This is a genomic window from Mesorhizobium sp. M7A.F.Ca.MR.148.00.0.0 (assembly GCF_003997735.1).
Classification (GTDB): domain Bacteria; phylum Pseudomonadota; class Alphaproteobacteria; order Rhizobiales; family Rhizobiaceae; genus Mesorhizobium.
This window is the reverse complement of record NZ_RZTB01000063.1, coordinates 1-25,205: the sequence shown is the minus strand read 5'-3', so window position 1 is coordinate 25,205 and position 25,205 is coordinate 1. Positions and strand designations below refer to the sequence as shown.

At 65.3% G+C, this 25,205-nt stretch carries 25 protein-coding genes and 1 tRNA gene; 5 read left to right on the top strand and 21 right to left on the bottom strand.

Going from position 1 to position 25,205, the window contains the following annotated elements; genetic code table 11:
• From EOB49_RS37785 to cysK, 7 genes are all read right to left on the bottom strand, one after another.
• Nucleotides 1-1,148, bottom strand: a 1,148-nt coding sequence (locus EOB49_RS37785) for a malate synthase G (protein ID WP_245472772.1), incomplete at its 3' end; no start/stop codon positions are given.
• A 98-nt stretch (nt 1,149-1,246) separates the two neighbouring features.
• Nucleotides 1,247-3,289: a hydantoinase/oxoprolinase family protein gene (locus EOB49_RS21330; protein ID WP_127382159.1), complete on the bottom strand. Its 2,043-nt coding sequence runs from the start codon at nt 3,287-3,289 to the stop codon at nt 1,247-1,249.
• A 197-nt stretch (nt 3,290-3,486) separates the two neighbouring features.
• On the bottom strand, nt 3,487-4,113 hold the full coding sequence (locus tag EOB49_RS21325) for a CDGSH iron-sulfur domain-containing protein (RefSeq protein ID WP_127382158.1): 627 nt from the start codon (nt 4,111-4,113) through the stop codon (nt 3,487-3,489).
• Nucleotides 4,114-4,227: 114 nt separating this feature from the next.
• Nucleotides 4,228-4,599 carry a hypothetical protein gene (locus EOB49_RS21320; RefSeq protein ID WP_027040247.1) on the bottom strand — a complete coding sequence of 124 codons (372 nt, stop codon included), beginning with the start codon at nt 4,597-4,599 and terminating at the stop codon, nt 4,228-4,230.
• 125 nt (nt 4,600-4,724) lie between these two features.
• Nucleotides 4,725-5,081 carry a hypothetical protein gene (locus EOB49_RS21315; protein WP_127318989.1) on the bottom strand — a complete coding sequence of 119 codons (357 nt, stop codon included), beginning with the start codon at nt 5,079-5,081 and terminating at the stop codon, nt 4,725-4,727.
• A gap of 49 nt (nt 5,082-5,130) precedes the next feature.
• On the bottom strand, nt 5,131-6,618 hold the full coding sequence (locus EOB49_RS21310) for an aspartate aminotransferase family protein (RefSeq protein WP_127382157.1): 1,488 nt from the start codon (nt 6,616-6,618) through the stop codon (nt 5,131-5,133).
• Nucleotides 6,619-6,631: 13 nt separating this feature from the next.
• Nucleotides 6,632-7,720 carry a cysteine synthase A gene (cysK, locus tag EOB49_RS21305; protein ID WP_127268753.1) on the bottom strand — a complete coding sequence of 363 codons (1,089 nt, stop codon included), beginning with the start codon at nt 7,718-7,720 and terminating at the stop codon, nt 6,632-6,634.
• A gap of 254 nt (nt 7,721-7,974) precedes the next feature.
• Between cysK and EOB49_RS21300 the strand changes: the two genes are divergently transcribed.
• From EOB49_RS21300 to EOB49_RS21290, 3 genes are all read left to right on the top strand, one after another.
• The gene (locus EOB49_RS21300) at nt 7,975-9,969 is read left to right on the top strand and encodes a transcriptional regulator (RefSeq protein ID WP_127382156.1); all 1,995 of its coding nucleotides are present in this window, start codon (nt 7,975-7,977) and stop codon (nt 9,967-9,969) included.
• Nucleotides 9,970-10,096: 127 nt separating this feature from the next.
• Nucleotides 10,097-10,279 (top strand): hypothetical protein, encoded by a 183-nt coding sequence (locus EOB49_RS21295; protein ID WP_013528612.1) that lies wholly within the window; start codon nt 10,097-10,099, stop codon nt 10,277-10,279.
• 90 nt (nt 10,280-10,369) lie between these two features.
• Entirely contained in the window at nt 10,370-10,744 is a 375-nt protein-coding gene (locus EOB49_RS21290; protein ID WP_127269768.1) for a YkvA family protein, read from the top strand.
• Nucleotides 10,745-10,832: 88 nt separating this feature from the next.
• Here the strand turns inward: EOB49_RS21290 and EOB49_RS21285 are convergent, their stop codons facing one another.
• The 11 genes from EOB49_RS21285 to EOB49_RS21235 form a co-directional block, all read right to left on the bottom strand.
• Nucleotides 10,833-11,141: a UBP-type zinc finger domain-containing protein gene (locus tag EOB49_RS21285; protein ID WP_027161196.1), complete on the bottom strand. Its 309-nt coding sequence runs from the start codon at nt 11,139-11,141 to the stop codon at nt 10,833-10,835.
• Complete coding sequence (locus EOB49_RS21280; protein WP_127382155.1) at nt 11,138-12,817, bottom strand: cyclic nucleotide-binding domain-containing thioredoxin-disulfide reductase; 1,680 nt, start codon at nt 12,815-12,817, stop codon at nt 11,138-11,140. Before EOB49_RS21280 ends, EOB49_RS21285 begins: the two co-directional genes overlap by 4 nt.
• 149 nt (nt 12,818-12,966) lie before the next feature.
• A tRNA-Leu gene (locus EOB49_RS21275) sits at nt 12,967-13,051 on the bottom strand.
• Nucleotides 13,052-13,124: 73 nt separating this feature from the next.
• Entirely contained in the window at nt 13,125-13,745 is a 621-nt protein-coding gene (locus EOB49_RS21270) for a 2,3-bisphosphoglycerate-dependent phosphoglycerate mutase (RefSeq protein ID WP_127382154.1), read from the bottom strand.
• 31 nt (nt 13,746-13,776) lie between these two features.
• On the bottom strand, nt 13,777-14,598 hold the full coding sequence (dapB, locus tag EOB49_RS21265; RefSeq protein ID WP_127382153.1) for a 4-hydroxy-tetrahydrodipicolinate reductase: 822 nt from the start codon (nt 14,596-14,598) through the stop codon (nt 13,777-13,779).
• Nucleotides 14,595-16,454, bottom strand: coding sequence for an ABC transporter ATP-binding protein (locus EOB49_RS21260; RefSeq protein WP_127382152.1), 1,860 nt, complete (start codon nt 16,452-16,454; stop codon nt 14,595-14,597). The genes dapB and EOB49_RS21260 overlap by 4 nt, the downstream gene beginning before the upstream one ends.
• A 136-nt stretch (nt 16,455-16,590) precedes the next feature.
• Nucleotides 16,591-17,616, bottom strand: a complete 1,026-nt coding sequence (locus EOB49_RS21255) for a glucokinase (protein ID WP_127321173.1) — start codon at nt 17,614-17,616, stop codon at nt 16,591-16,593.
• Between the two features lie 201 nt (nt 17,617-17,817).
• Entirely contained in the window at nt 17,818-18,906 is a 1,089-nt protein-coding gene (mepA, locus tag EOB49_RS21250; RefSeq protein WP_127382151.1) for a penicillin-insensitive murein endopeptidase, read from the bottom strand.
• A gap of 65 nt (nt 18,907-18,971) precedes the next feature.
• Nucleotides 18,972-19,874 (bottom strand): SDR family oxidoreductase, encoded by a 903-nt coding sequence (locus EOB49_RS21245; protein WP_127382150.1) that lies wholly within the window; start codon nt 19,872-19,874, stop codon nt 18,972-18,974.
• Nucleotides 19,871-21,025, bottom strand: a complete 1,155-nt coding sequence (gene queG, locus EOB49_RS21240) for a tRNA epoxyqueuosine(34) reductase QueG (protein ID WP_127382149.1) — start codon at nt 21,023-21,025, stop codon at nt 19,871-19,873. The genes EOB49_RS21245 and queG overlap by 4 nt, the downstream gene beginning before the upstream one ends.
• Nucleotides 21,006-21,698: a glutathione S-transferase family protein gene (locus tag EOB49_RS21235; RefSeq protein ID WP_013528622.1), complete on the bottom strand. Its 693-nt coding sequence runs from the start codon at nt 21,696-21,698 to the stop codon at nt 21,006-21,008. Before EOB49_RS21235 ends, queG begins: the two co-directional genes overlap by 20 nt.
• A gap of 160 nt (nt 21,699-21,858) precedes the next feature.
• On the opposite strand from EOB49_RS21235, the gene EOB49_RS21230 reads away from it, so the two are divergent.
• Nucleotides 21,859-22,665 (top strand): undecaprenyl-diphosphate phosphatase, encoded by an 807-nt coding sequence (locus EOB49_RS21230; RefSeq protein WP_127269760.1) that lies wholly within the window; start codon nt 21,859-21,861, stop codon nt 22,663-22,665.
• Between the two features lie 99 nt (nt 22,666-22,764).
• Here the strand turns inward: EOB49_RS21230 and EOB49_RS21225 are convergent, their stop codons facing one another.
• On the bottom strand, nt 22,765-23,142 hold the full coding sequence (locus EOB49_RS21225) for a YraN family protein (RefSeq protein ID WP_127269758.1): 378 nt from the start codon (nt 23,140-23,142) through the stop codon (nt 22,765-22,767).
• On the bottom strand, nt 23,135-24,064 hold the full coding sequence (gene rsmI, locus EOB49_RS21220; RefSeq protein WP_127382148.1) for a 16S rRNA (cytidine(1402)-2'-O)-methyltransferase: 930 nt from the start codon (nt 24,062-24,064) through the stop codon (nt 23,135-23,137). The genes EOB49_RS21225 and rsmI overlap by 8 nt, the downstream gene beginning before the upstream one ends.
• 134 nt (nt 24,065-24,198) lie before the next feature.
• Between rsmI and EOB49_RS21215 the strand changes: the two genes are divergently transcribed.
• A complete protein-coding gene (locus EOB49_RS21215) occupies nt 24,199-24,387 on the top strand; it encodes a hypothetical protein (RefSeq protein ID WP_127269534.1) in 189 nt (62 codons plus the stop codon).
• Nucleotides 24,388-24,460: 73 nt separating this feature from the next.
• Here EOB49_RS21215 and EOB49_RS21210 read toward each other — a convergent pair whose 3' ends face one another.
• Nucleotides 24,461-24,898: an EamA family transporter gene (locus EOB49_RS21210; RefSeq protein ID WP_127297006.1), complete on the bottom strand. Its 438-nt coding sequence runs from the start codon at nt 24,896-24,898 to the stop codon at nt 24,461-24,463.
• Nucleotides 24,899-25,205 lie beyond the last annotated feature (307 nt).

Genomic DNA, 25,205 nt, shown 5'->3' with positions numbered 1-25,205 from the left:
TTGGCGCGGCGGCCGTTCGGCCCGACATCGTGCAGCGCGATCAGCGCCGTCATCGCCGCATCGAGGATGCCTTCAGGAACCTCATTGCCGTCGCGATCAAGTATCGCCGGGTTGGTCATCAGGTGGCCGACATTCCTGACCAGCATCAGCGAGCGGCCGGGCACAGTCAGCGTGCCGCCGGCGGGCGCGGTGTAGGAGCGGTCGGGATTGAGCTTGCGGACAAAGCTCTTGCCGCCCTTGGTGATCTCTTCCGCCAAATCGCCCTTCATCAGGCCGAGCCAGTTGCGGTAGATGACGACCTTGTCTGGCGCATCCACCGCCGCGACCGAATCCTCGCAGTCCTGGATGGTGGTCAGCGCCGATTCCAGGATGACATCGGCGATGCCAGCCGGATCGGTGCGGCCGATCTGGTTGTTGCGGTCGATCACGATCTCGATGTACAGGCCGTTGCGCACCAGCAGCACCGCATCGGGATTGGCCGCGTCGCCACGGTAGCCGACGAATTGCTTCGGGTTGGCCAGCGTGGTCGAGCCGGCCCCGGCGCTCAGCCGCAAGGCGCCTTGCGCCAGCGACAGCCCGTTGACGCCGGCCCATTTGCCCGAGGTGAGCGGGGCAGCCTCGTCGAGAAAGGCCTTCGTCCAGGCAACGACCTTGGCGCCGCGCGCCGGATTGAAGGCTTTGCCCTTTTCGGCGCCATCCGTTTCGGGGATGGCATCGGTGCCGTAGAGCGCATCGTAGAGCGACCCCCAGCGCGCATTGGCGGCGTTGAGCGCATAGCGCGCATTCATCACCGGCACGACCAGCTGCGGTCCGGCAACATCAGCAATTTCGGGGTCGACATTGGCGGTCGATACGCTGAAGGCCGGGCCTTCGGGAACGAGATAGCCGATTTCTTTCAGGAAGCCCTTGTAGGCCTCCATGTCGACCGGCGCGCCGTGATCGCGATACCAGCCGTCTATCTGTTCCTGGATGGCGTCGCGCTTTGCCAGCAGCGCCCGGTTCTTCGGCGCCAAATCATGGATGATGGCCGAAAAACCGTTCCAGAAGGCGTCCGCTTCGACGCCCGTGCCCGGCAGCGCTTCCCTGGCCACGAACTCATGCAGCTCGCGGGCAATCCGCAATCCGGCGATCTCGATGCGGTCGGTCATCAGGCTACTCCAGATGAAAGGCTTTGCGGGCCTTTGGCATGTCAGGTTTGCCGGGTCAATTCAGCTTAGGGTGAAGGTGGCGTATTTCGCCGCCCCGCTCAAACCGCAATGCGCGGCCGTCCCGAGGCCACCGCCACGACATGCGCCTCGATGAACATGCGCTGGGCTTCGACGGTCGAGACCCGGAATTCGGTGGCGACGTCGATCTCGGCGCTGTCGGTGCCGGCCTCCATAGCGCGCTCCGCGACGATGGCGCGGACATCGGCCTCGGCCGCCGCGATAGCCGTCGCCTCGTCGAGGAAATCGCGCACGGTCTCGCCCGAGGCGAGACGAAACAGCCCTTCTATGGGCTGGCTGACCCGCGCCTCGGCCGAAACCCTGACCTGGCCGACGACGGCGCCAAGCGCGTTGGCGACATCGGTATCCCTGGGCACCACGCAGTCATTGCCGATCAGCGGCGGCAGCCCGGCATAGTGCAGCGGCGCCGAGGCGCCGAGGCCGATGACCGGGCGGTCGAGCGCAACGCTCAGGCGGGCGATGCCGGGATGCGCGTCGACGGCGCGCTGCACCAGGGCGTGCGCCACCGTCGACGCGCCATCGAGCCCATCCTCGGCAAAGGCGGTCTCGAGGATGTATTCGGCCGACCAGCGGGTCAGCGTCACCAGCACCCGCTCCGAGATCGCTTCCGGCGAGGCGGCGATGTACTGGCCACGGCCGTCACGCTTGCGGGCGAACAGTTCGGCACCGAGGCGCGCGGCGATGGGCTCCCAGTTCGCCTGCTTGCCGAGCACATGGGCGGCGTCCGACGGGGTGAAGCCGGCGACATGCACCAGCCCGCGCGACACCAGCCGGTTCAGCGTCGCGTTCTGCGCGTTCGAGGTCAAAAGCCTGTCGACGGCGAGCGGCACGGCACCAATCAGCTCGTAGAGCTTGGCTTCGGCGCCGGTCAGGCCTGCGGCGAGCCGATCCGGCACGCCGGTGCGCACCGCGAAGCGGCCGTCCATGCGGCCGGGATTGGGCGCCCGCAGCTGGCGTTCGAGTTCGGAGGTGACAGCTGTACCGTGCGCCATGCCGGCCAGCGCCAACGGCACCAGGCGGCGCGGTCCAAGCAGAATCTTCGGGTTGAGCGCGCCATCTTCCAGCGCCACTTCGGAATCGCCGCCGAGGCCGAAGGTGCGCATGGCGACGGCCTCGACCATGGTCCGGAAGCCACCGACGGTGGCGCCTTCCGGGTCGAGCCTGGGACGGCCGCCATCGAGCACGGCGACGTCGGTGGTGGTGCCGCCGATGTCGGACACCATGGCATTGTCGAGCCCGGTCATGTGGCGGGCGCCGACCAGGCTGGCGGCTGGGCCGGACAGAATGGTCTCGATCGGCCGCTGGCGGGCAAACGCGGCCGAAACCAGCGCACCGTCGCCGCGCACCACCATCAGCGGGGCTGCGATGTTGCGTTCTCCAAGAAAACCTTCGGTTGCCGCCACCAGCCGGTCGATCATCGAGATCAGCCTGGCGTTGAGCAAAGTGGTCAACGCCCGGCGCGGGCCGCCGAGCTTGGCCGACAACTCGTGGCTCGATGTGACCGGCAGGCCTGTCTTTTCGCGGATCAGCTCGCGGGCGGCGATCTCATGCGCCGGATTGCGGGTGGCAAAATAGGCGCAGACGGCAAAGCCGGACACCGACGCGCCGAGTTCCGGCAGCATCGCTTCCAGCCCAGACAGGTCGAGCCAGGCGGCATTGCCATGCACGTCGTGACCGCCCGGACAAAAAACCACCGGATCGGTGCCCAGCGCGGCCTTCAGCCCGTCGCGGGCGAGGTCGCCCTCGGAAAAGCCGATCATCACCAGCGCGACACGGCCGCCCTGGCCCTCGACGAGCGCGTTGGTGGCAAGCGTCGTCGACATTGACACCAGCTTGATATCCGCCGGATCGGTTCCGGCCTTGCCCAGCACCGCGTCGACGGCACCGGAAATGCCGACGGCCAGATCATGCCTTGTGGTCAGCGCCTTGGCCTTGGCCAGCACCTTGCCTTTGTTCGGGCCTTCTTGCGGGCCTTCCGTTTCAGACCACAACACGGCATCGGTATAGGTGCCGCCGGTGTCGATCCCGAGGAACAGCGGCTTTGGCTTGGTCTTGGCAGTCATTTTTGGCGGCGGTCCGGGTGGCAATTTATTTGTCCCTGCCTTAGCCGATACGGAGCGGGCGATAAAGCCGCGAGCGCTGAGGGGGTCGGCACGACTGGATGCGACTTCATACGAGGCGAAAGAGGAAGCCAGCGCTCTACGCGAGACGACCCCCTCTGGCCTGCCGGCCATCTCCCCCTCAAGGAGGGAGATCGCAGCTACCCCACAAACCCCACCTTCTTGTGCGTGCCATCGCAGAACGGTTTGTTGGCGGAATGGCCGCAGCGGCAGAGGAAGGCGCGTTGCGTACGGTCGACCGTATGGCCGGTTCCGGTGACGATCTCGAGATTGCCCTCAAGCTTGAGCGGGCCATTGGTGGTCGGCGTCACTTTCAGCGGACCGTTCCTCGCTTCGAGCGCCAGCGTGTCCTTCAGCGGCGGCTCGCCGGTGGCGGCAAAACCGGATTTGTTGTGGCTGCCGTCGCAAAACGGCTTGCTTTCCGAAGCGCCGCAGCGGCAGAGCGTGGCACGATAAGAAGTCTCGCCGTCGAGCACGATCTCGGCGTGTACCGCCAGCGGGCCGTTTTCCCGCAGCCGCACCGTGTTGACCACCGGTGATTGCTCCTGCGGCCGGCCATCCTTCCTGACATAGGTGATGGCGCCCGAAGGGCAGCTCTCGGCGATGGCGACGATCTTCTCGACGCTGGCCGCCTCGGGATGGATCCATTGGCCCGGCGCGTTGGGCACGAAGACATGCGGATCGCCGAGCACGCAGTTGCGCGAATGGATGCAGTGCTTGCCGGAAAACCCGACATCGATCTTGTCGCTTTCGACCATGCCGGCCATAGCTGGGCTCCTTTTGCCTGAAGCACGTCGCGTCTGAACAGTGCGAGGCGGCGCGCGCTGGGTATTTGCACAGGCTATGGCTCCGGCCCGAAGACCGTCAAGCTGGCAAACCGGTCAGGGGACCAGCTCGATCTCCTCGGTCTCGCCGCCGCTACAGGTGTAGCAGCAATCCTCGCATTTTTCCGTGTTGCCGGGACCGACGCCCCAATAGGTGCCCTCGTCGCCATCGACCCAGGCGCCGTAGCAAATCGATTCGCCCGCGTTGCAGGATATCGGCAGCTGCTTGGTCTCGCCGTCGTCGAGGAAATAGTCCTTGTCCTCGCCCGGCCAAACATAGTCGCGATCCTGGCTGTAGAGCTCGACGCGCATGGCGTTGGGGTGGCTGTTCTTGATGGCGAAGGTGACATCGTCGGCTTGCGCCGCCGACGCAACCAGCATGACGAAGGACAGCGCGGCCAGCATGCGGCGCGCATAGGCATGAAACATGATAACCCCCCGAATAAGCGGCCCACCCGGCCGCGGGGCGACCATTGCATGCAGCGCTGAATCGCGGAAGTGGACCGGACGGGCCGATCCCTGACTTAATTTGGGTCCAACGACACTTCCGCGCTCTAGGGCACCAGATCGATCGTCTCGGTCGAGTGTTCCACGCAGATGAAGCAGCAGGTGTCGCAGGGCTGGTCATTGTCCGGCCCGACGCCGGCCGAGAGGCTGTCATTGCCGTCAGCCCAGGCGCCATAGCAGATATGTTCGCCCTGATTGCAGGACAGCGGCACGGATTTCTGCGACTCGGGTTCGATCAGGAACACCTTGTCATTGCCCGGCCAGACCGTCTCACGGTCGCGACTGAACAGCTCGACCGCGACAGATTCCTTGCGCAGGTTCTTCACGAAGAAAGCCATGTCGGCGGCCTGCGCCGAGGCGGTGAAGACCAGCGCCGCCAGTGCAACCATACGAAACAGCGTCACGACCTGGATCTCCCGAATCATCGCGGCAGAATCGCATGCCTGCCCGTAACTAGGAAGGCGCGGAACCCTGCGTTGCGATCTCATGCCCCAGCCGCACCGTTTCATGCACCAGAAGGTCTAGATCCTCGCGCCGTGTGCGATGATTGGTGATCGCCACGCGCAACCAGTGCTCGCCATGCACCGTGGTGTCCGAAAGGGCCGCAATGCCCTGTTCCTGCAGCCGCAGCATGATCTCCGTGTTGAGCGCCTTAAGAGCCTCGCCTGTCAGACCGGGCTGATAGCGGAAGCAGACGATGTTGACGGTCGGCGATGCCGCCAGCTGCAACTGTGGCGCGGCCTCGATCAAGCCGGCAAGGTAGACAGCCTGGGCAATGTTCTGGTCGATCAGGCGGCCGAATTTCTCGACACCGTGCTCCTTCAGCGCCATCCACACCTTCAGCGCGCGAAAACCGCGCGACGTCTGCAGGCCGTAATCATGCAGCCATTCGCCGGAGGCGAGGCCGCGCGGCGTCGATTCCAGATATTCCGGCGTCACAGCGAAGGTTCCGCGATGCGCGGCGGCATCCCTGACCAGGGCGCAGCCGACCTCGAACGGCGCGTGCAGCCATTTGTGCGGATCGAGCGCGACCGAATCCGCCCGTTCGATGCCGGCGACGCGATGCGCGTTTTCAGGCGCAATGGCGATCAGTGCACCGATGCAGCCGTCGACATGGAACCAGAGGCCTTCCTCATGTGCCAGCTTCGCAAGCGCCTGCAAATCGTCGATCGCCCCGGTGTTGACGGTGCCGGCCGTACCGATGACGCAGGCCGGCTTGAACCCTGCCGCGCGGTCCTCAGTGATCGCCGCACGCAAGGCAGCGATATCGATGCGCAGCCCGGCATCGGTCGGGATGCGGCGCAGTGCCCGGTTGCCGAGGCCGAGTGCCTCCATCGCCTTGCGGTGGCACGAGTGTATCTGCTCCGAGCCGTAGAAGCGCAGCGGCTTCTCGATGGCAGCAACGCCATGCTCGCGCACGTCGATGCCGGCCTTGACGTTGCGCGCCACGGTCAGCCCTATGATGTTGGCCATCGAGCCGCCGCTGACCAGCGTGCCGCCGGCAGAAGCTGGAAAGCCCAGCATCTCCTTGCACCAGTTCACCACCTGGCTGTCGATCAGCCCGGCGGCGTGGTTGCCGCCGCCGAGGTTCGAGCCCTGGATGGCCGCCAGGAAGTCGCCGAGCGCGCCGGTGAAGTTGCTCGACCCCATATACCAGGACCAGAAGCGCGGATGGATGTTGCCCATCGGATAGGACATCACCGTGCGCGAGACCTCGCCATAGACGGCGGCAAGCGGCGCCGGCGAGCGCGGCAGCGGCGCCGAGAAGGCCTCTCTCACATCGGCCGGCATCTCCCGCCAGACCGGGCGGTCGCGCACATCGCGGAGATAATCGACCGCATCGTCGATGACGCGGTGCGACAGGGCCTGCACATCGGCCCAGTCCAGGGGATCGAGCGTTTCCTCGGCCACCAGGCCGAGGTTTTCTTGCATGGCGTCCATACCAGATCTCCCGTCAAGTCGCCGGGAACTGGCAGCCGGGCGTCGAGCGCGACAGGGCGGCCTCCTCGGCATCCATCTCGGCCTCGATCCCGTCGAACAGCGGCGTCGACATGTAGCGCTCGCCGGTGTCGGGCAGCATGCACAGGATCACCGCGCCGGCCGGCGCCTTCTCCGCGACCTGCCGTGCCACGGCGAAGGTGGCGCCGCCGGAAATGCCGGTGAAGATGCCCTCTTTCCGCGCCAATTCCCTGGCCCATTTGATGCCCTCGGGCCCGGCGATCGGCATCACCTCGTCATAGAGGCTGGTGTCGATCGCCTCCTGCAGCACGTTGGGGATGAAGTCCGGCGTCCAGCCCTGGATCGGGTGCGGCTCGAAGGCTGGATGGCTGGCGGCCGGGGCACCATCGGCGCCGCGCTGCTGAACCTTGCCGCTGCCGATGAGCTGCGCGTTGGCCGGCTCGGAGAGCACGATGCGGGTTTCCGGACGCTCGCGGCGCAGCACGCGCGCCACGCCCACCACCGTGCCGCCGGTGCCATAGCCGGTGACGAAGCAATCGAGCCGCGAGCCGGCGAAGTCATTGACGATCTCGCGCGCCGTCGTCGCCTCGTGGATGGCGGCATTGGCGGCCGTCTCGAACTGGCGGGCGAGGAACCAGCCATTGGCCTCGGCCAGTTCCACCGCCTTCTTGTACATGCCGAAACCTTTTTCGGCGCGCGGCGTCAGCACCACCTTGGCGCCCAGCATGCGCATCAGCTTGCGGCGCTCGACCGAAAAACTGTCGGCCATGGTGACGACCAGCGGATAGCCCTTCTGCGCGCAGACCATGGCGAGGCCAATGCCGGTGTTGCCGCTGGTCGCCTCGACAACTGTCTGGCCCGGCTTCAGCGCACCGCTGCGCTCGCCCTCCTCGATGATGTTGAGCGCCAGCCGGTCCTTCACCGAGGCGCCGGGATTGAAGTACTCGGCCTTGACGTAGATCGTCGCGTGGGCCGGTCCGAGATTGTTGATGCGCACCACCGGCGTGTCGCCGACGGTGTCGAGAATGCTGTCGAACAAGCGGCCGCGCCCGGCCGTGGTTCTGATCTTCTGCTGCTGCAACATCTTGGTCTCCTTGATTGTCATCGCGTTTTGTCTTCACGGGCCGGTTACAAACCGGCGGGTCGGGCGGGGAGGTTTGGTGACCTTGCCGCGCTAGGACTGACATGCCGCACAGCGGCAATGGCTGCATCCGGCGCTGAAATCCGCTGCCGGATGCGCCGTGTCGTGTTTGGTGATACAGGAGAGGCCGACAGGCCAGCGTGGGAGCAGGCGTGGAAACGCACGTGGAAACCAGCCGATCGAGGCCGGACGGCGACATGCCGGTCCTTTCCGTGCGCCTGCTCGGACCGCTGGCGATCTCCCGCAATGATGTGCCGGTTACGTTGCCGTCGTCACGCAAGCTGCGCGCGCTGTTGGCCTATCTGGCGCTGGCGCCGCATCCGGTCGGCCGCAGTCGCCTGTGCGAGTTGTTGTGGGATGTGCCGACCGATCCAAGGGGCGAGCTGCGCTGGTGCCTCAGCAAGCTGCGCGGCGCACTCGACGCGCCGGGCCGACACCGGGTCGCGACACAGGGTGACACGGTCGCGCTGGATCTCAGCGATTGCCTGGTCGATGCGCTGGAGGTCAGCCAGGCCGCCAAGCAAGGGATCGGCAGCCTTGAGGTCGACCGCTTGCGGGCGCTGGCCAAACTGTTTGCCGGCGATTTCCTCGACGGGCTGGAGCTCGAGCGCAGCCCGCATTTCAACAGCTGGCTGATCGCGCAGCGCCGCCGCTTCAGCGCTTGCCATGCCGCCGTGCTGGAACGGCTTGTCGCGAGCCTGCCGGCGCATAGTGACGAGGCGATCGCCCATCTCGACACATGGGTGGAACTGGCGCCGTTCGACACGTGCGGACATCTGGCGTTGCTGTCCAATCTGGCAGGGCGCGGCGAGGCCGGCGCGGCAGAGCAGCACCTGGCTTCGGCGGAGCGATTGTTCCGGTCGGAGGAGCTCGATTTCGCACCGCTTCGCGCGGCTTGGCAGGCGATCCGTGAACAACGGCCCGGAGCCTCGCTACGGACACAGCCGGCCGGCCTGTCCACGCTATCGCCACTGGTGGCCACCACGCCCACCGCACCCGGCCCGGTCGAGCCCAGCCACGCTTCGCTGGCGGTGATGCCGTTTGTCGAGGAGAGTGGCGGCACGCGCGGCGGATTGGCCGACGGTTTCACCCACGACATCATCACCCGCCTGGCCAAGCTCAGGGATTTCTTTGTCATCGCGCGCGGATCGGTGTTTGCGCTGGCAGAGCAGAACATCGCGCCCGAGGATGCCGGCCGCCGGCTGAATGTCGACTATGTCGCCACCGGCACCGTGCGCAGCCCGTCCGGCCGCCTCATCGTCAGCGTCGAACTGATCGAGGTGCGCAGCGCCAGGATCATCTGGGCCGAGACCTTCGAGCGCAGGCCCGATGACATCTTTTCCGTGCTCGACGACATCGGCAACAGCATCGTCTCCTCGATCTCGGCCGAGATCGAAACGGTCGAGCGCAACCGCGCTATGCTGAAGGCGCCCAGCTCGCTCAACGCTTGGGAGGCCTACCATCGCGGCCTCTGGCATATGTACCGCTTCACGCAGGCGGAAAACGAGCAGGCGCGGCATTTCTTTGCCCAGGCCTTGCAGCTCGACCCGACCTTTGCCCGCGCCTATGCCGGCCTGTCCTTCACCCACTGGCAGAACGCCTTCCAGCGCTGGGGCGACCGCGACCGCGAAAGCGCCCTGGCCTTCGAGAGCGCCGGACACAGCCTGCTGGTCGACGACCACAATCCGGCCGCGCATTGGGCGATGGGCCGGGCGCTGTGGCTGCGCGGCGAGCAGGACGGCTCGCTGCTCGAACTCGAGCGGGCGGTCGATCTCAGCCCCAATTTCGCGCTCGGCCACTATGCGCTGTCCTTCGTGCATTCGCAGTCGGGCGACCCGCAAGCGGCGATCGGCTCTTCCGATCATTCGCGCCATCTCAGCCCGTTCGACCCGCTGCTGTTCGGCATGCTGGGCGCACGCGCCATGGCGCATGTCCGGCTCGGCCAGTTCGAGGAAGCGGCCGAATGGGCGCTGAAGGCGGCGGCGCGGCCCAACGCCCACGCCATCATACTGGCGATCGCCGCGCACTGCCTGGCGCTGGCCGGACGGCTCGAAGAGGCGCGCGGCTTCGCCGCCGCCATTCGCAAGACAAGGCCGGACTATTGCGCCGACGATTTCATCGGCACCTTCCGCTTCGAGCCGGACGCCGTGGCGCTGTTCCGGCAGGGCGCCAGGCTTATCGGGCTGAATTGAAGCCTGGCATCGCCATCTCTGGGATCGCCTGGGAATTTCGCCTCAATTCCGCTGGGTTAACGAAGTCGGAAGGAGTTGTTTAACCGTTTGCAGCTATGTCACCGCGTGGGGGACCGACAAAGTGAGTATGATGAGCAACAGCCCCGACAAGCGCAATGAATGGCGCGCCATCTTTTACGTGCAAGCTCGCGTTGCCATCCTGTTTGTCCCGGTGGTTGCCAGCCTGCTGATCATAGCGGCGCTTGCCGGCAACGAACGCAAATCCGTTCCCAGCATGATCGACCCGACCGTCACCGGCTCCGTGCGGTAGACCGGCGGTCATCGGCTCTTCGAGATGCTGTCGGAGGCGGGCGCCTGGCGTGCGCTATCGGCGGTTTTCATTTGGCGCTAAAATCATCCGATGGCACTGAATGAGTGGGCCCGAACGATCAAGCGCGATGTGCATGCGCTCTACCTCGCCGCTCGCGATCCCCGAACGCCCTGGTACGCCAAGGCGCTTGCCGTGTGTGTTGCAAGCTATGCCTTGTCGCCAATCGACCTGATCCCCGATTTCATTCCGGTGATCGGCTATCTCGACGACGTCATCCTTGTCCCTTTGGGCGTCCTTGCCGTGGTCAGGATGATACCGCCCGAGGTGATGGCGGAACACAGAAAGACCGCCGCGCTGGCCGCCGACAGGCCGGTGAGCCGCTACGCGGCGGTGATCATTGTTTGTATCTGGACTGCCTCGATCGTGCTGGCCGGGTGGCTGGGATATCTGTATTTCGCTGACTGACTGCCAGGCCGTTCAGCAGGGAAACCGCCGCCAATGAAGCCCGGACGGATCGCGCTTTTCCCGGGATTCCGTCGCCATGCGGCGCCGCTCAAACAAAGCGCGGGATCGGGCCGTTCTGCGGGGTCACGTCGTCGCCGAGGTCGACAAACACCTCGTCGACATAGCACCATGCCCAGCCTTCCGGCGGATCGTAGCCCTCGATGATCGGATGCTTGGTGGCGTGGAAATGTTTGGTGGCGTGGCGGTTGGGCGAGTCGTCGCAGCAGCCGACATGGCCGCAGGTGCGGCAGAGCCGCAAATGCACCCATTGCGACCCGCTCTTCAGGCACTCCTCGCAGCCGAGCGCACTCGGCGTCACCTTCCTGATGTCGCGCGTATGCCTGCATTCATCCATCATGGTCTCCCTGCTGTTTGAGGTGCGTCCGCGCGCGCGAGATAGGCATGCAATGCCGCGACCACCTGGGCGCCTTCGCCGACAGCCGCCGCGACGCGTTTGACCGAACCGGCGCGGACGTCGCCGATGGCGAACACGCCGCTGCGGCTCGTCTCCATCTGCGCCGATCCCAGCTCCGATCCGGTGCGCACGAACCCCCTGGCGTCCAGCGCCACACCGCAATTCACCAGCCAATCGGTGTTCGGGTCGGCGCCGATGAAGAGAAAGAGATGGCGGATCGGGCGCGTCGTTTCCGCGCCGCTGGCGCGGTTGCGCCATCGCACCGTGCCAAGATTGCCCTCTTCGCCGTCCAGCGCCTCGATTTCGGTCCCGGTCAGCACCTCGATGTTAGGCTGCGCCTTGATGCGTTCGACCAGGTAGCGCGACATGCTGGCATCGAGGCTGCCACCGCGCGCCAGCAGCGCCACTTTGCGCGCATGACTGGCCAAGTAGACAGCCGCCTGCCCGGCCGAATTGCCGGCGCCGACCAGCGCCACTTCCTGGTCCGCGCAAAGCCGCCCTTCGATGGGCGACGCCCAGTAATGCACGCACGTTCCCTCGAACCGCGCCAGATTGGCGATGTCGAGGCGGCGATAGCGCGCGCCGCTGGCGATCACCACGCTGCGCGTGCGCACGGTCTCGCCATCGCCGACATCGAGCAGATAGCGGGCGCCTGACGCGTCGGAGGCGGCGCTCAAAAGCTTCGCCTCGTCCGGGATGACCATTTCGACGCCGAATTTCTGCGCCTGGTTGTAGGCGCGCGCCATCAGCGCCATGCCGGTAATGCCTGTGGGGAAACCAAGATAGTTCTCGATGCGCGAGGATGCACCGGCCTGTCCGCCGAAGGCGCGGCAATCGAGCACGATCGTCGATAGCCCCTCGGAGGCCGCATAGACCGCCGCCGCCAGCCCTGCCGGGCCGGCGCCGACGATGGCCACGTCATAGACCGTATCGGCATCGATCGGCCGCAGCAGGCCGATGCAGCGGGCGAGGTCCTTTTCGCCGGGGTTCATCAGCAGCCTGCCGTTTGGACAGAGCACGATCGGCAGGTGGTGAGGATCGACCTCGAAGCGTTCTACCAGGGTTTTGGCGCAGGGATCGCTGCCGGAATCGAGCACGCGATGCGGCTGGCCGCTGCGGGCGAGGAAGCCCTGCAGGCGCAACACGTCGGCATTGTCCTGGGGTCCGATGATGATCGGCCCGCTGGTGGCGCTCTCCAAAAGCCCGACGCGGCGCAGGATCAGCGCCCGCATGATGCGCTCGCCGAGATTGGCCTCCTGCACCATCAGGTCGCGCAGCCGCTGCGAGGCGATGACGAACGCCTCCACCGGTTCGGCGGCCTGCGCATTGACCAGCGAGGGACGGGCCGAAAGCTGCGCCAGCTCGCCGACAAAGCTGCCTGGGCCATGCGTGACGATCGTCTCGCGCCGGCCGAGCCCGCCGTCCTGCGTGATGTCCACGCTGCCCGACAGCACGACGATCAGACCGGGCGCCACATCGCCGGCTTCGATGATGTGCTCGCCGGCTGCATAGAAGCTGGCCTCGCCGAACCGGCGCATGCGGTCGATGTCCACCTCGGCCAGCGTGGGGAACGCCTGGTCGCGGCGGGCACCGAAGATCTGGGTGGTGGATTGAGACATGGTTTTGAGCGTAACGAAGCGGGCGCGGAGTTTGAAGCGGTTTGTTGAGGAGCTAGCCGCGAGGGGAGGTTGGCTGAAAAGAAAAAGCCCGGACGAGCCGGGCTTTTTCTCTAAGTTTCTGAACCGTTGAATGGTTCGAAACGGGAATTTGGTGCCCAGAAGAGGACTCGAACCTCCACTCCTTGCGGAACACGGACCTGAACCGTGCGCGTCTACCAATTCCGCCATCTGGGCTGGTGCGGGCTCATGTAAGCGGGCAAGCGATTGCTGTCAACGCGCTTTTTTCGCAGGTGCTCCGTTCGCCGGCTCAGTCGTCCAGCACTTCCTTCGAAGCGACGGTGGAATCGGCGTTGAGCTGGTAGATGACCGGCACGCCGGTGCCGAGTTCCAGCTTGACGATCTCCTCGCCCGACTTGCCGTCCAGCGCCATGATAAGCGCGCGCAGCGAGTTACCGTGCGCAGCGACCAGCACGGTGCCGCCGCGCAGCACATGCGGCTGCAGGTCGTGCAGGTAATAGGGCCAGACGCGGGCGCCGGTGTCCTTGAGGCTTTCGCCGGCCGGCGGCGGCACGTCGTAGGAGCGGCGCCAGACATGCACTTGGTCCTCGCCCCATTTCTTGCGGGCGTCGTCCTTGTTGAGGCCGGAGAGGTCGCCATAGTCGCGCTCGTTGAGTGCCTGGTCGCGGATGGTTTTCAGATCGCTCTGGCCGACCGCGTCGAGAATGTGCTGGCAGGTTTTTTGCGCCCGGATCAGCGCCGAGGTGAAGGCGATGTCGAATTTCATGCCACGCGCCTTGAGTTTCTGGCCGGCGGCCTTGGCCTCGGCGTGACCCTGCTCGGTCAGGTCGACGTCGCGCCAGCCGGTGAACAGGTTCTTCAAATTCCATTCGCTCTGGCCGTGACGCACGAGCACGAGGGTTCTCGACATGTTTGCTCCTACAAGGTGTGGATGGTCCGCCTCAGCTCAAGCCGAGCACGTCCCGCATCGAATACAATCCTGGCTTCTTGCCGCGCGCCCACAAGGCGGCCTTGACGGCGCCGCGGGCGAAGATGGCGCGGTCCTCTGCATGGTGGGCAAGCGTGATGCGCTCGCCGGTGCCAGCCAGCAGCACGCTGTGGTCACCGACCACCGAGCCGCCGCGGAGCGTGGCAAAGCCGATCGAGCCGGTCTTGCGCACGCCGGTGTGGCCGTCGCGGACCCGCACGTCGTTGCCGGAAAGGGGGATACCGCGCCCGGCGGCGGCAGCTTCGCCGAGCAGAAGTGCTGTGCCCGACGGCGCGTCGACCTTGTGCTTATGGTGCATTTCGAGGATCTCGATGTCGAAATCGTCGGCATCGAGCGCGCGCGCCGCCTGTTCGACCAGCACCGCCAGAAGATTGACGCCGAGGCTCATATTGCCCGACTTGACGATGGTCGCATGGCGCGCCGCCGCCGCGATTTTCGCATTGTCGTCGGCCGTGCACCCGGTCGTGCCGATGACGTGAACGATGCGCGCTTGCGCGGCGTAGCCAGCGAATTCGACTGATGAGGCCGGGGTGGTGAAATCGAGCACGCCGTCTGCCTTGGCGAAGACCGGCAACGGGTCGTCGCCGATCGGCACATTGATGATGCCGATGCCCGCCAGTTCGCCTGCGTCCTTGCCCAGATAGGGCGAACCCGCCCGCTCGACCGCGCCGATGACCCGCGCGCCGGGGATGGTGTGGATGGCACGGATCAGCGTCTGGCCCATGCGGCCGGCAGCGCCCACCACCACAAGGCCCATATCGCCTGCTTCGCTCATGTGCTCCTCACAGCAGTCTTCTTCGCACGCGTGGCCCGGACCGGAGTTTGGATCGGCTCGCGGTCCTCGACAAGCCCCAGTCCCTTCTTGCCCTGGATGCGGTGGAAGCGGGAATAGATGCTGTCCGGGTCGGCCATCAGCGTCGCATGGGTGCCTTCCTCGACCAACCGTCCCTCTTCCAGCACGATGATGTGGTCGGCATTGACCACCGTCGACAGCCGATGCGCTATGACGATGGTCGTGCGGCCTTGCATGACTTGGGTCAGCGCTTCCTGGACGCGCGCCTCCGCTTCGTTGTCGAGCGCCGATGTCGCCTCGTCGAGCAGCAGAATCGGTGCCTGGCGCACGATGGCGCGGGCGATCGAGACGCGCTGGCGCTGGCCGCCGGAAAGGGTCGAGCCGCCTTCGCCGACCGGCGTGTCGTAACCTTGCGGCTGCTGGCGGATGAACTCGTCGGCTGCCGCCTGTTTCGCCGCCTGCTCGATCTCGGCGTCCGTGGCCGACAGACGGCCGTAGCGGATGTTGTCTCGGATCGTGCCTTCGAACAGATAGGGCGCCTGCGCCACATAGGCGATCGACTGCCGCAGCGAATGCTTGGTTACCTTCGAGATGTCCTGGCCATCGACCTCGATGCTGCCCCGATCGACGTCGTAGAAGCGCTGCAAGAGCGCCACCAGCGTCGATTTGCCGGCGCCCGACGCACCGACGATCGCCGTCACCTTGCCGGCCGCGGCGGTAAAGCTCAGGTCCCTAAGCACCGGCATGTCGGCGCTGTAGCCGAACGTCACATTGTCGAAACGCACCTCGCCGGTGGTGATCCTCGCCTCGACGGCATCGGGTGCGTCGCCCTGTTTCGGCTCCAGGTCGAGCAACTCGTAGATCATGCGCGCGTTAACCAGGGCACGTTCCATGCCCACCTGTGTGCGCGCCAGGCGTCTTGCCGGATCGTAAGCCATGATCAGCGCGGTGATGAAGGAGAAAACCGCGCCCGGCGGCTGCCCAAGATACAACGCCCGGTAGCCGGAATAGGCAAGCACGGAGGTGATGGCGAGACCGCCCAGAATCTCGGAAATCGGCGACAGCCGCTCCGAGACGCGGGCGATCTTGTTGTTACGCTGCTCGGCCGTGTCCGCCATGATGCCGATGCGGCGCGCCAGCTCGGCCTCCAAGGTGAAGGCCTTGACGATGGCGATGCCTTGCGTGGCTTCCTGCACGGACCCGTTCAGCCGCGAATTGATCAGGACGGATTCCCGGTTGATACGCCGCAGTCGGCGGGTGATATAGACGACGGCCCAGATCAGTGGAGGGCCGATCAGCAGCGAGCTGAGCGACAACACCGGATCCTGATAGATCATCACGCCGACGAGAGCGACCAGCGTGACCGCGTCGCGGCTGATGGAGGTCAGTGTCAGCGACAGCAGATCGCGAACGCCGCCGACATTCTCGCTGACCTGTGCCGCCAGCCGACCGGAACGCGTATCGTTGAAGAAGTTGACGCCGAGCTTCATCAGATGGTCGAAGCTGCGCTTCTGGTAGCGCGCGACCAGATTGTTGCCGATACTGGCCAACGCGACTGCTTGGCCGTAACCGGCGAAGCCGCGCAGCAGGGAGGCCCCCATGAAACCGGCGCAGATCAACCAGAGCATATCGCCGCGTCGTTCGTAGAAGATCTGGTTGATCATCGGGGCCATGATCCACGCCGTGAAGGCAGTGGTGCCGGAAACGATCAGCAGGCAAGAGACGGCGACGACATAGGTCCAGCGATACTCTTTGCCGTTTTCAGCGAGGATGCGGCGGAGCACCGCTGTGACCTCGCCGGGCCGGGCTTTTTGTTTGTTTGGAGCTTGAAGTGTCAAATCGGGAGCGCTTTGTGGTTTTCCGCCTCGTGGGACCGGGCTGCAAATTCGGCACCCCTCTTAACGCCCTGCGGCCTGATTGCCTATGCCCGCACCTGATTAACTTCGTCGCGGGGCGCGAGCGCTTCGCTGGCTTTCAGGCCTGCCAGCGCCGGCCCTCCGTCTGGACACCGAACAGCAAGGGGTTCCTGGCATAGGCGGCAAGGCCCAGAAGTGCGGCCAGCGGGTGGGTGATGACGTAGACCGGCATGGTGCGCATCATCGCGCTGTGCGGCGCCTTGTCCTCGAAAGCGGCCCGGAAATTGCCGGCTTTCAGCGCCGGCACGATCTTCTGCGCGATGCCACCGGTGAGAAACACACCGCCGCGGCTCATGAACACCAGAGCAAGGTCGCCTGCGGTGCGCCCAAGGCAGGTGACGAAGATCTCCAGCGCTTCCTCTGCAACCGGATCGGTTTTCGCAAGTGCCGCGGCAGTGATCTCGGCCGGCGTGGTGAAGGGCGACGGCTTGCCGTCCGCCTTGGCTACCGCCCTGTAGACATTGACCAGACCGCGTCCGCACAGGATCTGCTCGCCCGAAACGCGGCCTTCGAGCTTCTCGATATGCGGAAAAACCTCGAAATCGCGCGGTGTGCGCGGGCCGATGTCCATATGGCCGCCCTCGCCGGGGACCGGTATCCAGTGGTGCAGCGCGTGGACCAGCCCGGCGACGCCGAGCCCGGTTCCTGGACCGAGCACGACGCGCCCGGCATTGGGCTCCGGCGTGCCGCCGCCGATCTTTTCCATGTGCTCCTCGCCGAGCGCGACGACGGCCAGCGCCTGCGCCTCGAAATCGTTGAGCACGACGATGTCGCTCAGGCCGAGGCTGGCGAACATTTTCCTCGGCTTGACGATCCAGGGGCAGTTGGTGAGTTCGATCTCGTCGCCGTCGACCGGGCCAGCCACCGCCAGCACCGCCGAATTGGGGCGCACCGACGAGCGGTCGAGCACGGCCGCCTGGATCGCCTCGTCGATGGTGTTGTAGTTCGCCGTCTGGACAATGGTCGGCTCGCCTGCCTCGGAATTGGCGTCGAGCACGATCGAAAAGCGCGCATTGGTGCCGCCGATGTCGCCGATCAGGATCGGAAACCGCAACAAAGTATCGTCGTCGCCTGTGCGTGGCATGCTCTCGTCCGTCTCCGGCGCCCCCGACGGCATCTGGCCGTTCTTCCGTTGACTAGCGCATGGGTTTGAAAAGGGAAACGGTTTTCGACCCCGGCGGCGCGCTGAGGCCGGCTCTGCGGCCAAACCGCCACGGTTTCGCAAAAATGAGGCGCTGAACCGATTGAGCCTGCCTATAAGGCTGTAAGCTATAAGCCGTGATCGTCAGTTTCCAGGCGGCCGCGGTCGCGGCAGCGGCACGCCGATCTCGGGCGTCGCCGTGAAAGCGTTCATCGTGCTTGGCAAGCCGGCGGCGGCCGGGGTGGCGGGCAATGACGGCGCTTCGGGTTCGGGCGCGGCAGCCGCGACCGGCACGCCGCCGCCATGGTAGGTCGCCGCCTCGGCCGACGACAGCCCCGGCGCGTCGAGCACGGCGCGGCACTCGCTCGGCAGGTTCGCCATCGTCATCAGGTCGCGCGCCTTGGGCGCATCGGGGTTCTTGTTGGGCCGCCACGGCTCCTGCGTGAACCACCAGGCCAGCGGCTTGCCGCAACCGTCATCGTCCGGCGTCGCTTCCTGCGCCTTGCAGCCGGGCGATCCGGGCTGGCAGCCGATGCGCATGTGAAAATGATAGTCGTGGCCCCAGAACGGCCTGACTTTGCGCAACCAGAAGCGGTCGCCCTTGACGGTGTCGCAGAGCTTTTTCTTGATGCCCGGATTGACCAGGATGCGCTCGACCTGGCCGTAGCTCGCCGCCCGCTTCAGAAGCTTTGTGTGCGCTGGCGTCCACAGCGCGTCCTTCACCAGATGGGGCTTCTCATCGACCATCAAGGTGGGGCTCATCGATTCGCGCTGCGCCATCGACAGCGGGCGGCGGGGCATCGGCGTCAGCCAGATGTCGGCGTCGAGCCCGATCTGGTGCGAGGCATGTCCTGTCAGCATCGGGCCGCCGCGCGGCTGCGAAATGTCGCCGATCAGCAGGCCTGGCCAACCATCGGCCGCTGCGTCGCGCGACAATTTCTCGACTACCGCGATCATCGCCGGATGGCCCCAGCGGCGGTTGCGCGACGGCCGCATCACCTGCCAGGTCGGACCGTCCAAGGGAATGGCGACGCCGCCGGCAAAACAGCCCTTGGAATAGAATCCGATCGACTGCGCCGCGGTCGCGGCCGGCAGTTTCTTGGCGCCGAACAGGTCTTTTGCCCGCTCCTCGGCACTCGCCGGCTGAACGGCTAACCCAAGCACGGCAAGCAGGCCGAGCGCAGCGGCCAACAGGGGCGTTTTGCCTAGAGATAGCCTCATCGCTGTCTTCATGAACCCGGTTCTCCACCGCAATCCCAAGGCCGAATCATAGCACGCTGCGCCCGCGGCTTCGATGGTCAGCGCTTCATCGGGCTGCGCGCTTCGCCGTCACGCCAATCGCCGCTTGCCCACATATGGTCGAAGGCGGCGCGGTAGTCTGGAAAGCGCAGGGAATAGCCCGCCGCCTTGATCGCCGCGTTTGCGACACGCTTGTTCTCGCCATAGAAGGACCGTGCCATGGGCGAAAGTTGGGCGGCGTCGAAGGGAATTTCGGGCGGCGGTTCGATACCCATTAGCGAAGCGGCATAGGCGACGACATCCTGCGGCGGCGCCGGCAGGTCGTCGGTGACGTTGAAGATGCCGCCTGTATTGCCTTGGATGAGCTGCCACAGGGCGCCGGCAATGTCGTCGCAATGGATGCGGTTGAACACCTGGTCCGGCTTGACCAGCCGCCTTGCAGTGCCGTTTTCCAGATTGACCAGCGCGTTGCGGCCGGGGCCGTAAATGCCGGACAGGCGCAGGATCGCCACCGGCCGGCCGATCTCGCGGCCCAGCTCCAGCCATTCTCGTTCGGCGGCCACCCGCATCACGGAGCGCTTCGACACCGGCCGGCATTCCGCCGTTTCATCGACCCATGCGCCGTCATAATTGCCGTAGACGCCGACGGTGGAGAGATAGCCGATCCATTCAAGCACCGGCATTTGAGTGAGGATTCCCGCGCGGGCGGCATTCAGCACAGGATCGCCGGCCTCTTCCGGGGCGACCGAAATCAGCAGATGCGTTGTTTTTCCCAATGCATCACCGATTTCGCCGGTCATCGCGCCGTCGAACAGGAGCGGCGCGACACCGGCCTGCCGTAGCGTCTCGAATTTTTCCGGCGAGCGTGTCGTGCCGAAGATCGTCGCGGCGCCTTTGTTAGCCCGAGCAAAAGCCCTGCCGGAATGGCCGGCGCCGAAGATGAATATCTGCTTTTCGCTCATGCATTCGCCCTGGTTGGCCGCGCCAAACGCCATTCGTCGCGCACGGCTTCGTCGCTTTCGGTTTTCAGGCCGATGGCTGCCCGTTCTGAATATTCGGCATCGGGCACCAGCCGCGCCAGCGCCCATATTGCCGCGCCCCGCACCAGCGGCGAGGCATCGTCCAGCAAGGCGCGCACAGTGTCGGCAAGAGAGGCATCGCCGGAATTGCCGGCGGCGATCAGCACGTTGCGGATGAACCGGTCGCGGCCGATGCGTTTTATCGGCGAACCGGAGAAGAAAGCGCGGAAGGCCGCGTCATCGAGACCCAAAAGGTCGGCGAGCGGCGGCTCGCGCAAATCATCGCGCGCGACGAGTTTTGCTTCGGAAGCTGCCCGGGCGAATTTGTTCCACGGGCAGGCGGCAAGACAATCGTCGCAGCCATAGATGCGGTTGCCGATCTTTTCGCGGAATTCGTACGGAATCGGCCCCTTGTTCTCGATGGTGAGATAGGAGATGCAGCGCCGCGCATCGAGCCGGTAGGGCGCCGGAAAGGCATCGGTCGGGCACGCGTCGAGGCAGGCACGGCAGGAGCCGCAATGGTCGATCTCGGCGCGGTCGGGCACGAGTTCGGCGGTGGTGAAGATGGTGCCGAGGAACAGCCAGGAGCCGTGTTCACGGCTGACCAGATTGGTGTGCTTGCCTTGCCAGCCGAGCCCGGCGGCCTCGGCCAGCGGCTTTTCCATCACCGGCGCAGTGTCGACGAATACCTTCACATCACCCCCGGCGCGCGCCACGATCTTGCCGGCGATCTCCTTCAGCCGCCCCTTCATCACATCGTGATAGTCGCGGTTTTGCGCATAGACCGAGATCGCGCCGGAGTCGCGCTTGGCCAGCACCCCGCGCGGATCATGGTCGGGGCCATAGTTCATCGCAAGCACGATGATCGAGCGCACCTGCGGCCAGAGGGCCGTTGGTTCACTGCGGCGTTGCAGCGTCTCGGCGATCCAGTCCATTGACCCATGAAAGCCATCAGCGACGAATTCGGCCAGGCGCGCCGGCGCCAGCGGGATCGCATCGGGGGAGGTGACGGCAACGGCATCGAAGCCGGCGCGCTGCGCCTCCGCGTCGATCATCGCGCGCAGTTTTGCGGCGTCAGAAGTCGAGGTCCGCATAATGCGACACCGGTGACAGGCCGCGCACCCGGTCGGTCAAAAGCGGCCGGAAGGAGGGCCGCGACTTGACCCGCGTGTACCATTCGCGTGCAGCGCTGTGCTCGCGCCAGTCGATCTCGCCGAGATAGTCGAGCACCGACAGCGTCGCCGCGGCCGCGAGATCGGCATAGGTGACCCTGGAGCCAGCCAGCCAATGGCGGGTGCCGGCCAGCCAGTTGGTGTATTTCATGTGCTGGCGGATGTTGGCGCGCGCGGCACGGATCGCGCCCGAATCGGGCGAGCCGCCGCCAGCGGTTTCCGGCATGACCGGCTTGAGCACGCGCTCGCGCACCAGATGGCGAGTGACTTCACTTTCAGCCTTGTTGAGATACCAGTCGATGAGCCGGCGGATTTCGGCGCGCTGCATCGGGTCCTCGGCGAACAGCCGCTTGTCGCGCTTCAGCACGCCGCGCGTTTCATCGAGATACTCCGAAATCACCGTCGCGCCGACGATCGGCACGTCGCCTTCTGCCAGCAGGATCGGCAGCGTTCCGGCCGGGTTCAGCGCCAGGAACTCCTTGCGCCGGGTCCACGGCTTTTCCTCGATCAAAGCCAGCTCCTCGCCATACTCGCCGAATGCGAGGCGGACGAAGCGACAGGTGGCGAACATGGGATGGTGGAAAAGCGTCAGCATGGTTCCGCGATGATAAAGCGCACTGGCGAATCGCAGGGCGCACCGGTAAGTCTTGGCCGCCCGGTTAGCGGGCCGTCAGGGTGTTGCGACCTATAGGGGGACTTCAACGCCATGACAAGCAAGCCCTTCTGTCAGCCGTCACGCCAATGCCGAGGTAGCCATGGAAAGCCAGACCATCGTCGAAGCCCTGCTGCTCGGCCTGCTGGAGGGGTTGACCGAGTTCATCCCGGTGTCGTCGACCGGCCATATTCTGCTTGCCGGTCATTTCCTCGGCTTCCATTCGACCGGCAAGGCCTTCGAGATCCTGATCCAGCTCGGCGCCATCCTGGCGATCCTCAGCGTCTATTTCCGCCGCCTGTGGAAGATGCTGCTCGAACTGCCGCATGACCGGCTGACGCGGCATTTCGCCATCGGCATCCTGATCGCCTTCCTGCCGGCGGCGATCATCGGCGCGCTGGCGCATGATTTCATCAAGACGGTGCTGTTCGAATCGCCGAGGCTGATCTGCATCATGCTGATCATCGGTGGCGTCGTGCTGCTGGCGGTGGACCGCATGAACCTCAAGCCGGTCTACCGCGACGTCGAGCGCTTCCCGACCCGGCTTTACCTGCAGATCGGGCTTTTCCAGTGCCTGTCGCTCATTCCCGGCACATCGCGTTCGGGCTCGACCATCGTCGGCGCCCTGCTTTTGGGCGTCGACAAGCGCGCGGCCGCTGAATTTTCCTTCTTCCTTGCGATCCCGACCATGGTCGGCGCCTTCGCCTTCGACCTGTTCAAGAACCGCAACGTGCTGAGCAGTGCCGACCTGCCGATCATCGCCGTCGGCTTCGTCGCCGCCTTTGTCACGGCGCTCATCGTCGTGCGCTTCCTGCTCGACTACGTCTCGCGCAAAGGCTACGCGCTGTTCGGCTGGTGGCGGCTGGTGGTCGGCGGTGTCGGGTTGATGGCGCTGATGATCTGGGGGTGAGGAGTGGTCCGCGAAGCGGACGGAAAGCCAATTGCTTGGCTTTCCGAACGACGAACGCCCTGAGCCAGCGAAGGGCGAGCAACGCCCGTAAGTGGCCCCTCAACTCCTCCCGTAAAATGCATTCTCGACATGCACCGGCCAGCGCCAAGGCAGCACGGCGACCATGTCGAAGCGCATCGACAATCTGCCATAGTCCGCTTGGCGTGACAGCCAGATGTCAGCCGCGCCTTCTATGCGACGCTCCGATTCGTGACCGATCGCCTCCATGGCTTCCATCAGCGTGCGGCGCGCCTTGACCTCGACGAACAGCACCAGATCGCCGCGCCGCGCGATCAGGTCGATCTCGCCGAAGCGTGTGCGGTGGCGGCGCGCAAGGATTCTGTAGCCCTTCATCATCAGTGCTGCCGCCGCCAGCCATTCGCCGCGATGACCGCGTCGATAGGCCTTTTGGCGGCTGACGCTTGGGCGCTCAGCCACTGTCGCTTTCTCCAGAAGTCTCCCTGAGGTCAAGCAGCCGCCGATAGAGGGCCTGTTTCTGGCCGCCGGTCATCTTCGCGGCTTCCGCGGCCGCCTTGGAGGCCGGCATTTCGGCGGCAAGCGACAGAAGCAGACGGTCGATGTCTTCAGGCTCGTCGACCCTGGCCTCGGCCGGACCGACGCAGACGACGATTTCGCCCTTCGGCGTATCGGCCGCAGCATAGTGGTCGGCCAGCGCCTGCAGCGTACCGGTGCGCATCTCTTCAAAAGTCTTGGTCAATTCCCTGCCGATAGCGGCCTTGCGCTCGCCGCCGAGCGCTTCGACCATGGCAGCCAGGGAGTCAGCCAGCCGGCGCGGCGATTCGAAGAAGATCAGCGTCGCCGGCACGGCCTTCAGTGCTTCCAGCCGTGTCAGCCGCTGCCCTGATTTGACCGGCAGGAAGCCGGCGAACAGGAAGGCATCGGAGGGCAGGCCGGATGCCGTCAGGGCCGCCAGCGGCGCTGACGGGCCGGGGATAGGCACGACGCGGATGCCGTGGTCGAGCGCCTCGCCGACCAGCCGGTAGCCGGGATCGGATACCAGCGGCGTGCCGGCATCGGAGATCAGCGCCACGCTCTGCCCGGCCTGAAGTGCCGATATCAGCTTCGGCCCGGCCTCGCCGGCATTGTGTTCATGATAGGCCGTGGTGCGGCGGCGAATGCCGTAGCGGTCGAGCAGCACGCGCGACACCCGCGTGTCTTCGCAAGCAACGATGTCGGCGGCGGCCAGCGTCTCCAACGCGCGCAGCGTGATGTCGGCGAGATTGCCGATCGGCGTCGCCACCAGATAGAGCGCCGGTTCCAATGGCCGTGCCGCGATCTCGGTCTGCCCGACCACATAGCTGCGCTTGCTCGTCTCTGCGGTCACCGATGACTTCTCCATTCAGCCCTGTTTGGCACGGCTGACGCGGGCTTGCAAAAGCTGACGCCGATGTAAGGAATTCGCCTTTCCTTTGCCACAGTGGGGAACCAAACCGGCGTTGGCAGATTAGCCCCCTGATTCCGGAGGAGGACAGGATGGACAGCCTGAAGATACAGGACGCTTTCGAGCCCTACTATGCCGGCCGCAAGCGCGGTGCCGCGCCCAGGGACAAGCGCCTATCTGCCAAGACCGAGCACAGCCTGGCCAAAGAGCGAGCCGTGAGCGCTTTGCCGACCAACGTCAGGCTTTCCGACAACAAACCCGATAGCACGACGGAGCACTGACCGGACGATGCCCAATCGCTTCGATATCTTCATCACCCGTCTTGAAACAAAGAATGCCCGCAACGGCGCGCAACTAGCCTCGATAGGCGACCAGCACCGCGCCCGCCGCGATAAGGGCGACGCCAAGCCAATTCGCTCCGGACAACCGCTCGCCGAGAAAGGCCGCGCCAAACACCGCCACAAGCACGACGCTTAGCTTGTCGATCGGCGCCACCTGCGCCGCATTGCCGATCTTGAGCGCCCGAAAGTAGCAGAGCCATGACGCGCCGGTCGCCAGACCGGACAGGCCGAGGAAAGCCCAGGTCTTTCCCGAGATCGTGGCCGGCGACTGGAACTGGCCGCTGGCAAGCAGGATGGCACCCAGCACGATCAGGATGATGACCGTGCGGATGAAGGTGGCGAAATCGGAATTGATGTTCTCGATGCCAACCTTGGCGAAGATCGCCGTCAGGGCAGCGAACGCAGCTGAGAGCAATGCCCAGAATTGCCAGGAGGATACGGTCAGGTTCATGCCGGTGGCCTTTGCGGAGTTCTTAACCGAGATACCGTGAAACGCGTGCCTTCAGAAGTGCAATCCTAAGCTTCGGAGATTGGACGAGGCTTCCCCACCTTCGTCATCCACGGGCGGAGCAGGAGCGAAGCGACGTCGCGAAGACCCGAGGATCCATTCCGTGACTTCTGAATTTTCGCTACGGTGCAGAATTTGGAAAGCTGGCGTGGAGAAGATGCGCCGGCAACGAAATCTATTGTTTGAACGGGACAAGTGGCAGAGCAGGCATGCCCACTCTGGACCGTGACGCCCCGCAGCAGCCGTCGCG

What these genes read in the sequence shown, in the direction of transcription:
- EOB49_RS21330 (WP_127382159.1), bottom strand. Translation starts at nt 3,289, where the DNA reads ATGACTGCCAAGACCAAGCCAAAGCCGCTGTTCCTCGGGATCGACACC.
- EOB49_RS21325 (WP_127382158.1), bottom strand. Translation starts at nt 4,113, where the DNA reads ATGGCCGGCATGGTCGAAAGCGACAAGATCGATGTCGGGTTTTCCGGC.
- EOB49_RS21320 (WP_027040247.1), bottom strand. Translation starts at nt 4,599, where the DNA reads ATGTTTCATGCCTATGCGCGCCGCATGCTGGCCGCGCTGTCCTTCGTC.
- EOB49_RS21310 (WP_127382157.1), bottom strand. Translation starts at nt 6,618, where the DNA reads ATGGACGCCATGCAAGAAAACCTCGGCCTGGTGGCCGAGGAAACGCTC.
- cysK (WP_127268753.1), bottom strand. Translation starts at nt 7,720, where the DNA reads ATGTTGCAGCAGCAGAAGATCAGAACCACGGCCGGGCGCGGCCGCTTG.
- EOB49_RS21300 (WP_127382156.1), top strand. Translation starts at nt 7,975, where the DNA reads ATGCCGGTCCTTTCCGTGCGCCTGCTCGGACCGCTGGCGATCTCCCGC.
- EOB49_RS21295 (WP_013528612.1), top strand. Translation starts at nt 10,097, where the DNA reads ATGATGAGCAACAGCCCCGACAAGCGCAATGAATGGCGCGCCATCTTT.
- EOB49_RS21290 (WP_127269768.1), top strand. Translation starts at nt 10,370, where the DNA reads ATGGCACTGAATGAGTGGGCCCGAACGATCAAGCGCGATGTGCATGCG.
- EOB49_RS21285 (WP_027161196.1), bottom strand. Translation starts at nt 11,141, where the DNA reads ATGATGGATGAATGCAGGCATACGCGCGACATCAGGAAGGTGACGCCG.
- EOB49_RS21280 (WP_127382155.1), bottom strand. Translation starts at nt 12,817, where the DNA reads ATGTCTCAATCCACCACCCAGATCTTCGGTGCCCGCCGCGACCAGGCG.
- EOB49_RS21270 (WP_127382154.1), bottom strand. Translation starts at nt 13,745, where the DNA reads ATGTCGAGAACCCTCGTGCTCGTGCGTCACGGCCAGAGCGAATGGAAT.
- dapB (WP_127382153.1), bottom strand. Translation starts at nt 14,598, where the DNA reads ATGAGCGAAGCAGGCGATATGGGCCTTGTGGTGGTGGGCGCTGCCGGC.
- EOB49_RS21255 (WP_127321173.1), bottom strand. Translation starts at nt 17,616, where the DNA reads ATGCCACGCACAGGCGACGACGATACTTTGTTGCGGTTTCCGATCCTG.
- mepA (WP_127382151.1), bottom strand. Translation starts at nt 18,906, where the DNA reads ATGAAGACAGCGATGAGGCTATCTCTAGGCAAAACGCCCCTGTTGGCC.
- EOB49_RS21245 (WP_127382150.1), bottom strand. Translation starts at nt 19,874, where the DNA reads ATGAGCGAAAAGCAGATATTCATCTTCGGCGCCGGCCATTCCGGCAGG.
- queG (WP_127382149.1), bottom strand. Translation starts at nt 21,025, where the DNA reads ATGCGGACCTCGACTTCTGACGCCGCAAAACTGCGCGCGATGATCGAC.
- EOB49_RS21235 (WP_013528622.1), bottom strand. Translation starts at nt 21,698, where the DNA reads ATGCTGACGCTTTTCCACCATCCCATGTTCGCCACCTGTCGCTTCGTC.
- EOB49_RS21230 (WP_127269760.1), top strand. Translation starts at nt 21,859, where the DNA reads ATGGAAAGCCAGACCATCGTCGAAGCCCTGCTGCTCGGCCTGCTGGAG.
- rsmI (WP_127382148.1), bottom strand. Translation starts at nt 24,064, where the DNA reads ATGGAGAAGTCATCGGTGACCGCAGAGACGAGCAAGCGCAGCTATGTG.
- EOB49_RS21215 (WP_127269534.1), top strand. Translation starts at nt 24,199, where the DNA reads ATGGACAGCCTGAAGATACAGGACGCTTTCGAGCCCTACTATGCCGGC.
- EOB49_RS21210 (WP_127297006.1), bottom strand. Translation starts at nt 24,898, where the DNA reads ATGAACCTGACCGTATCCTCCTGGCAATTCTGGGCATTGCTCTCAGCT.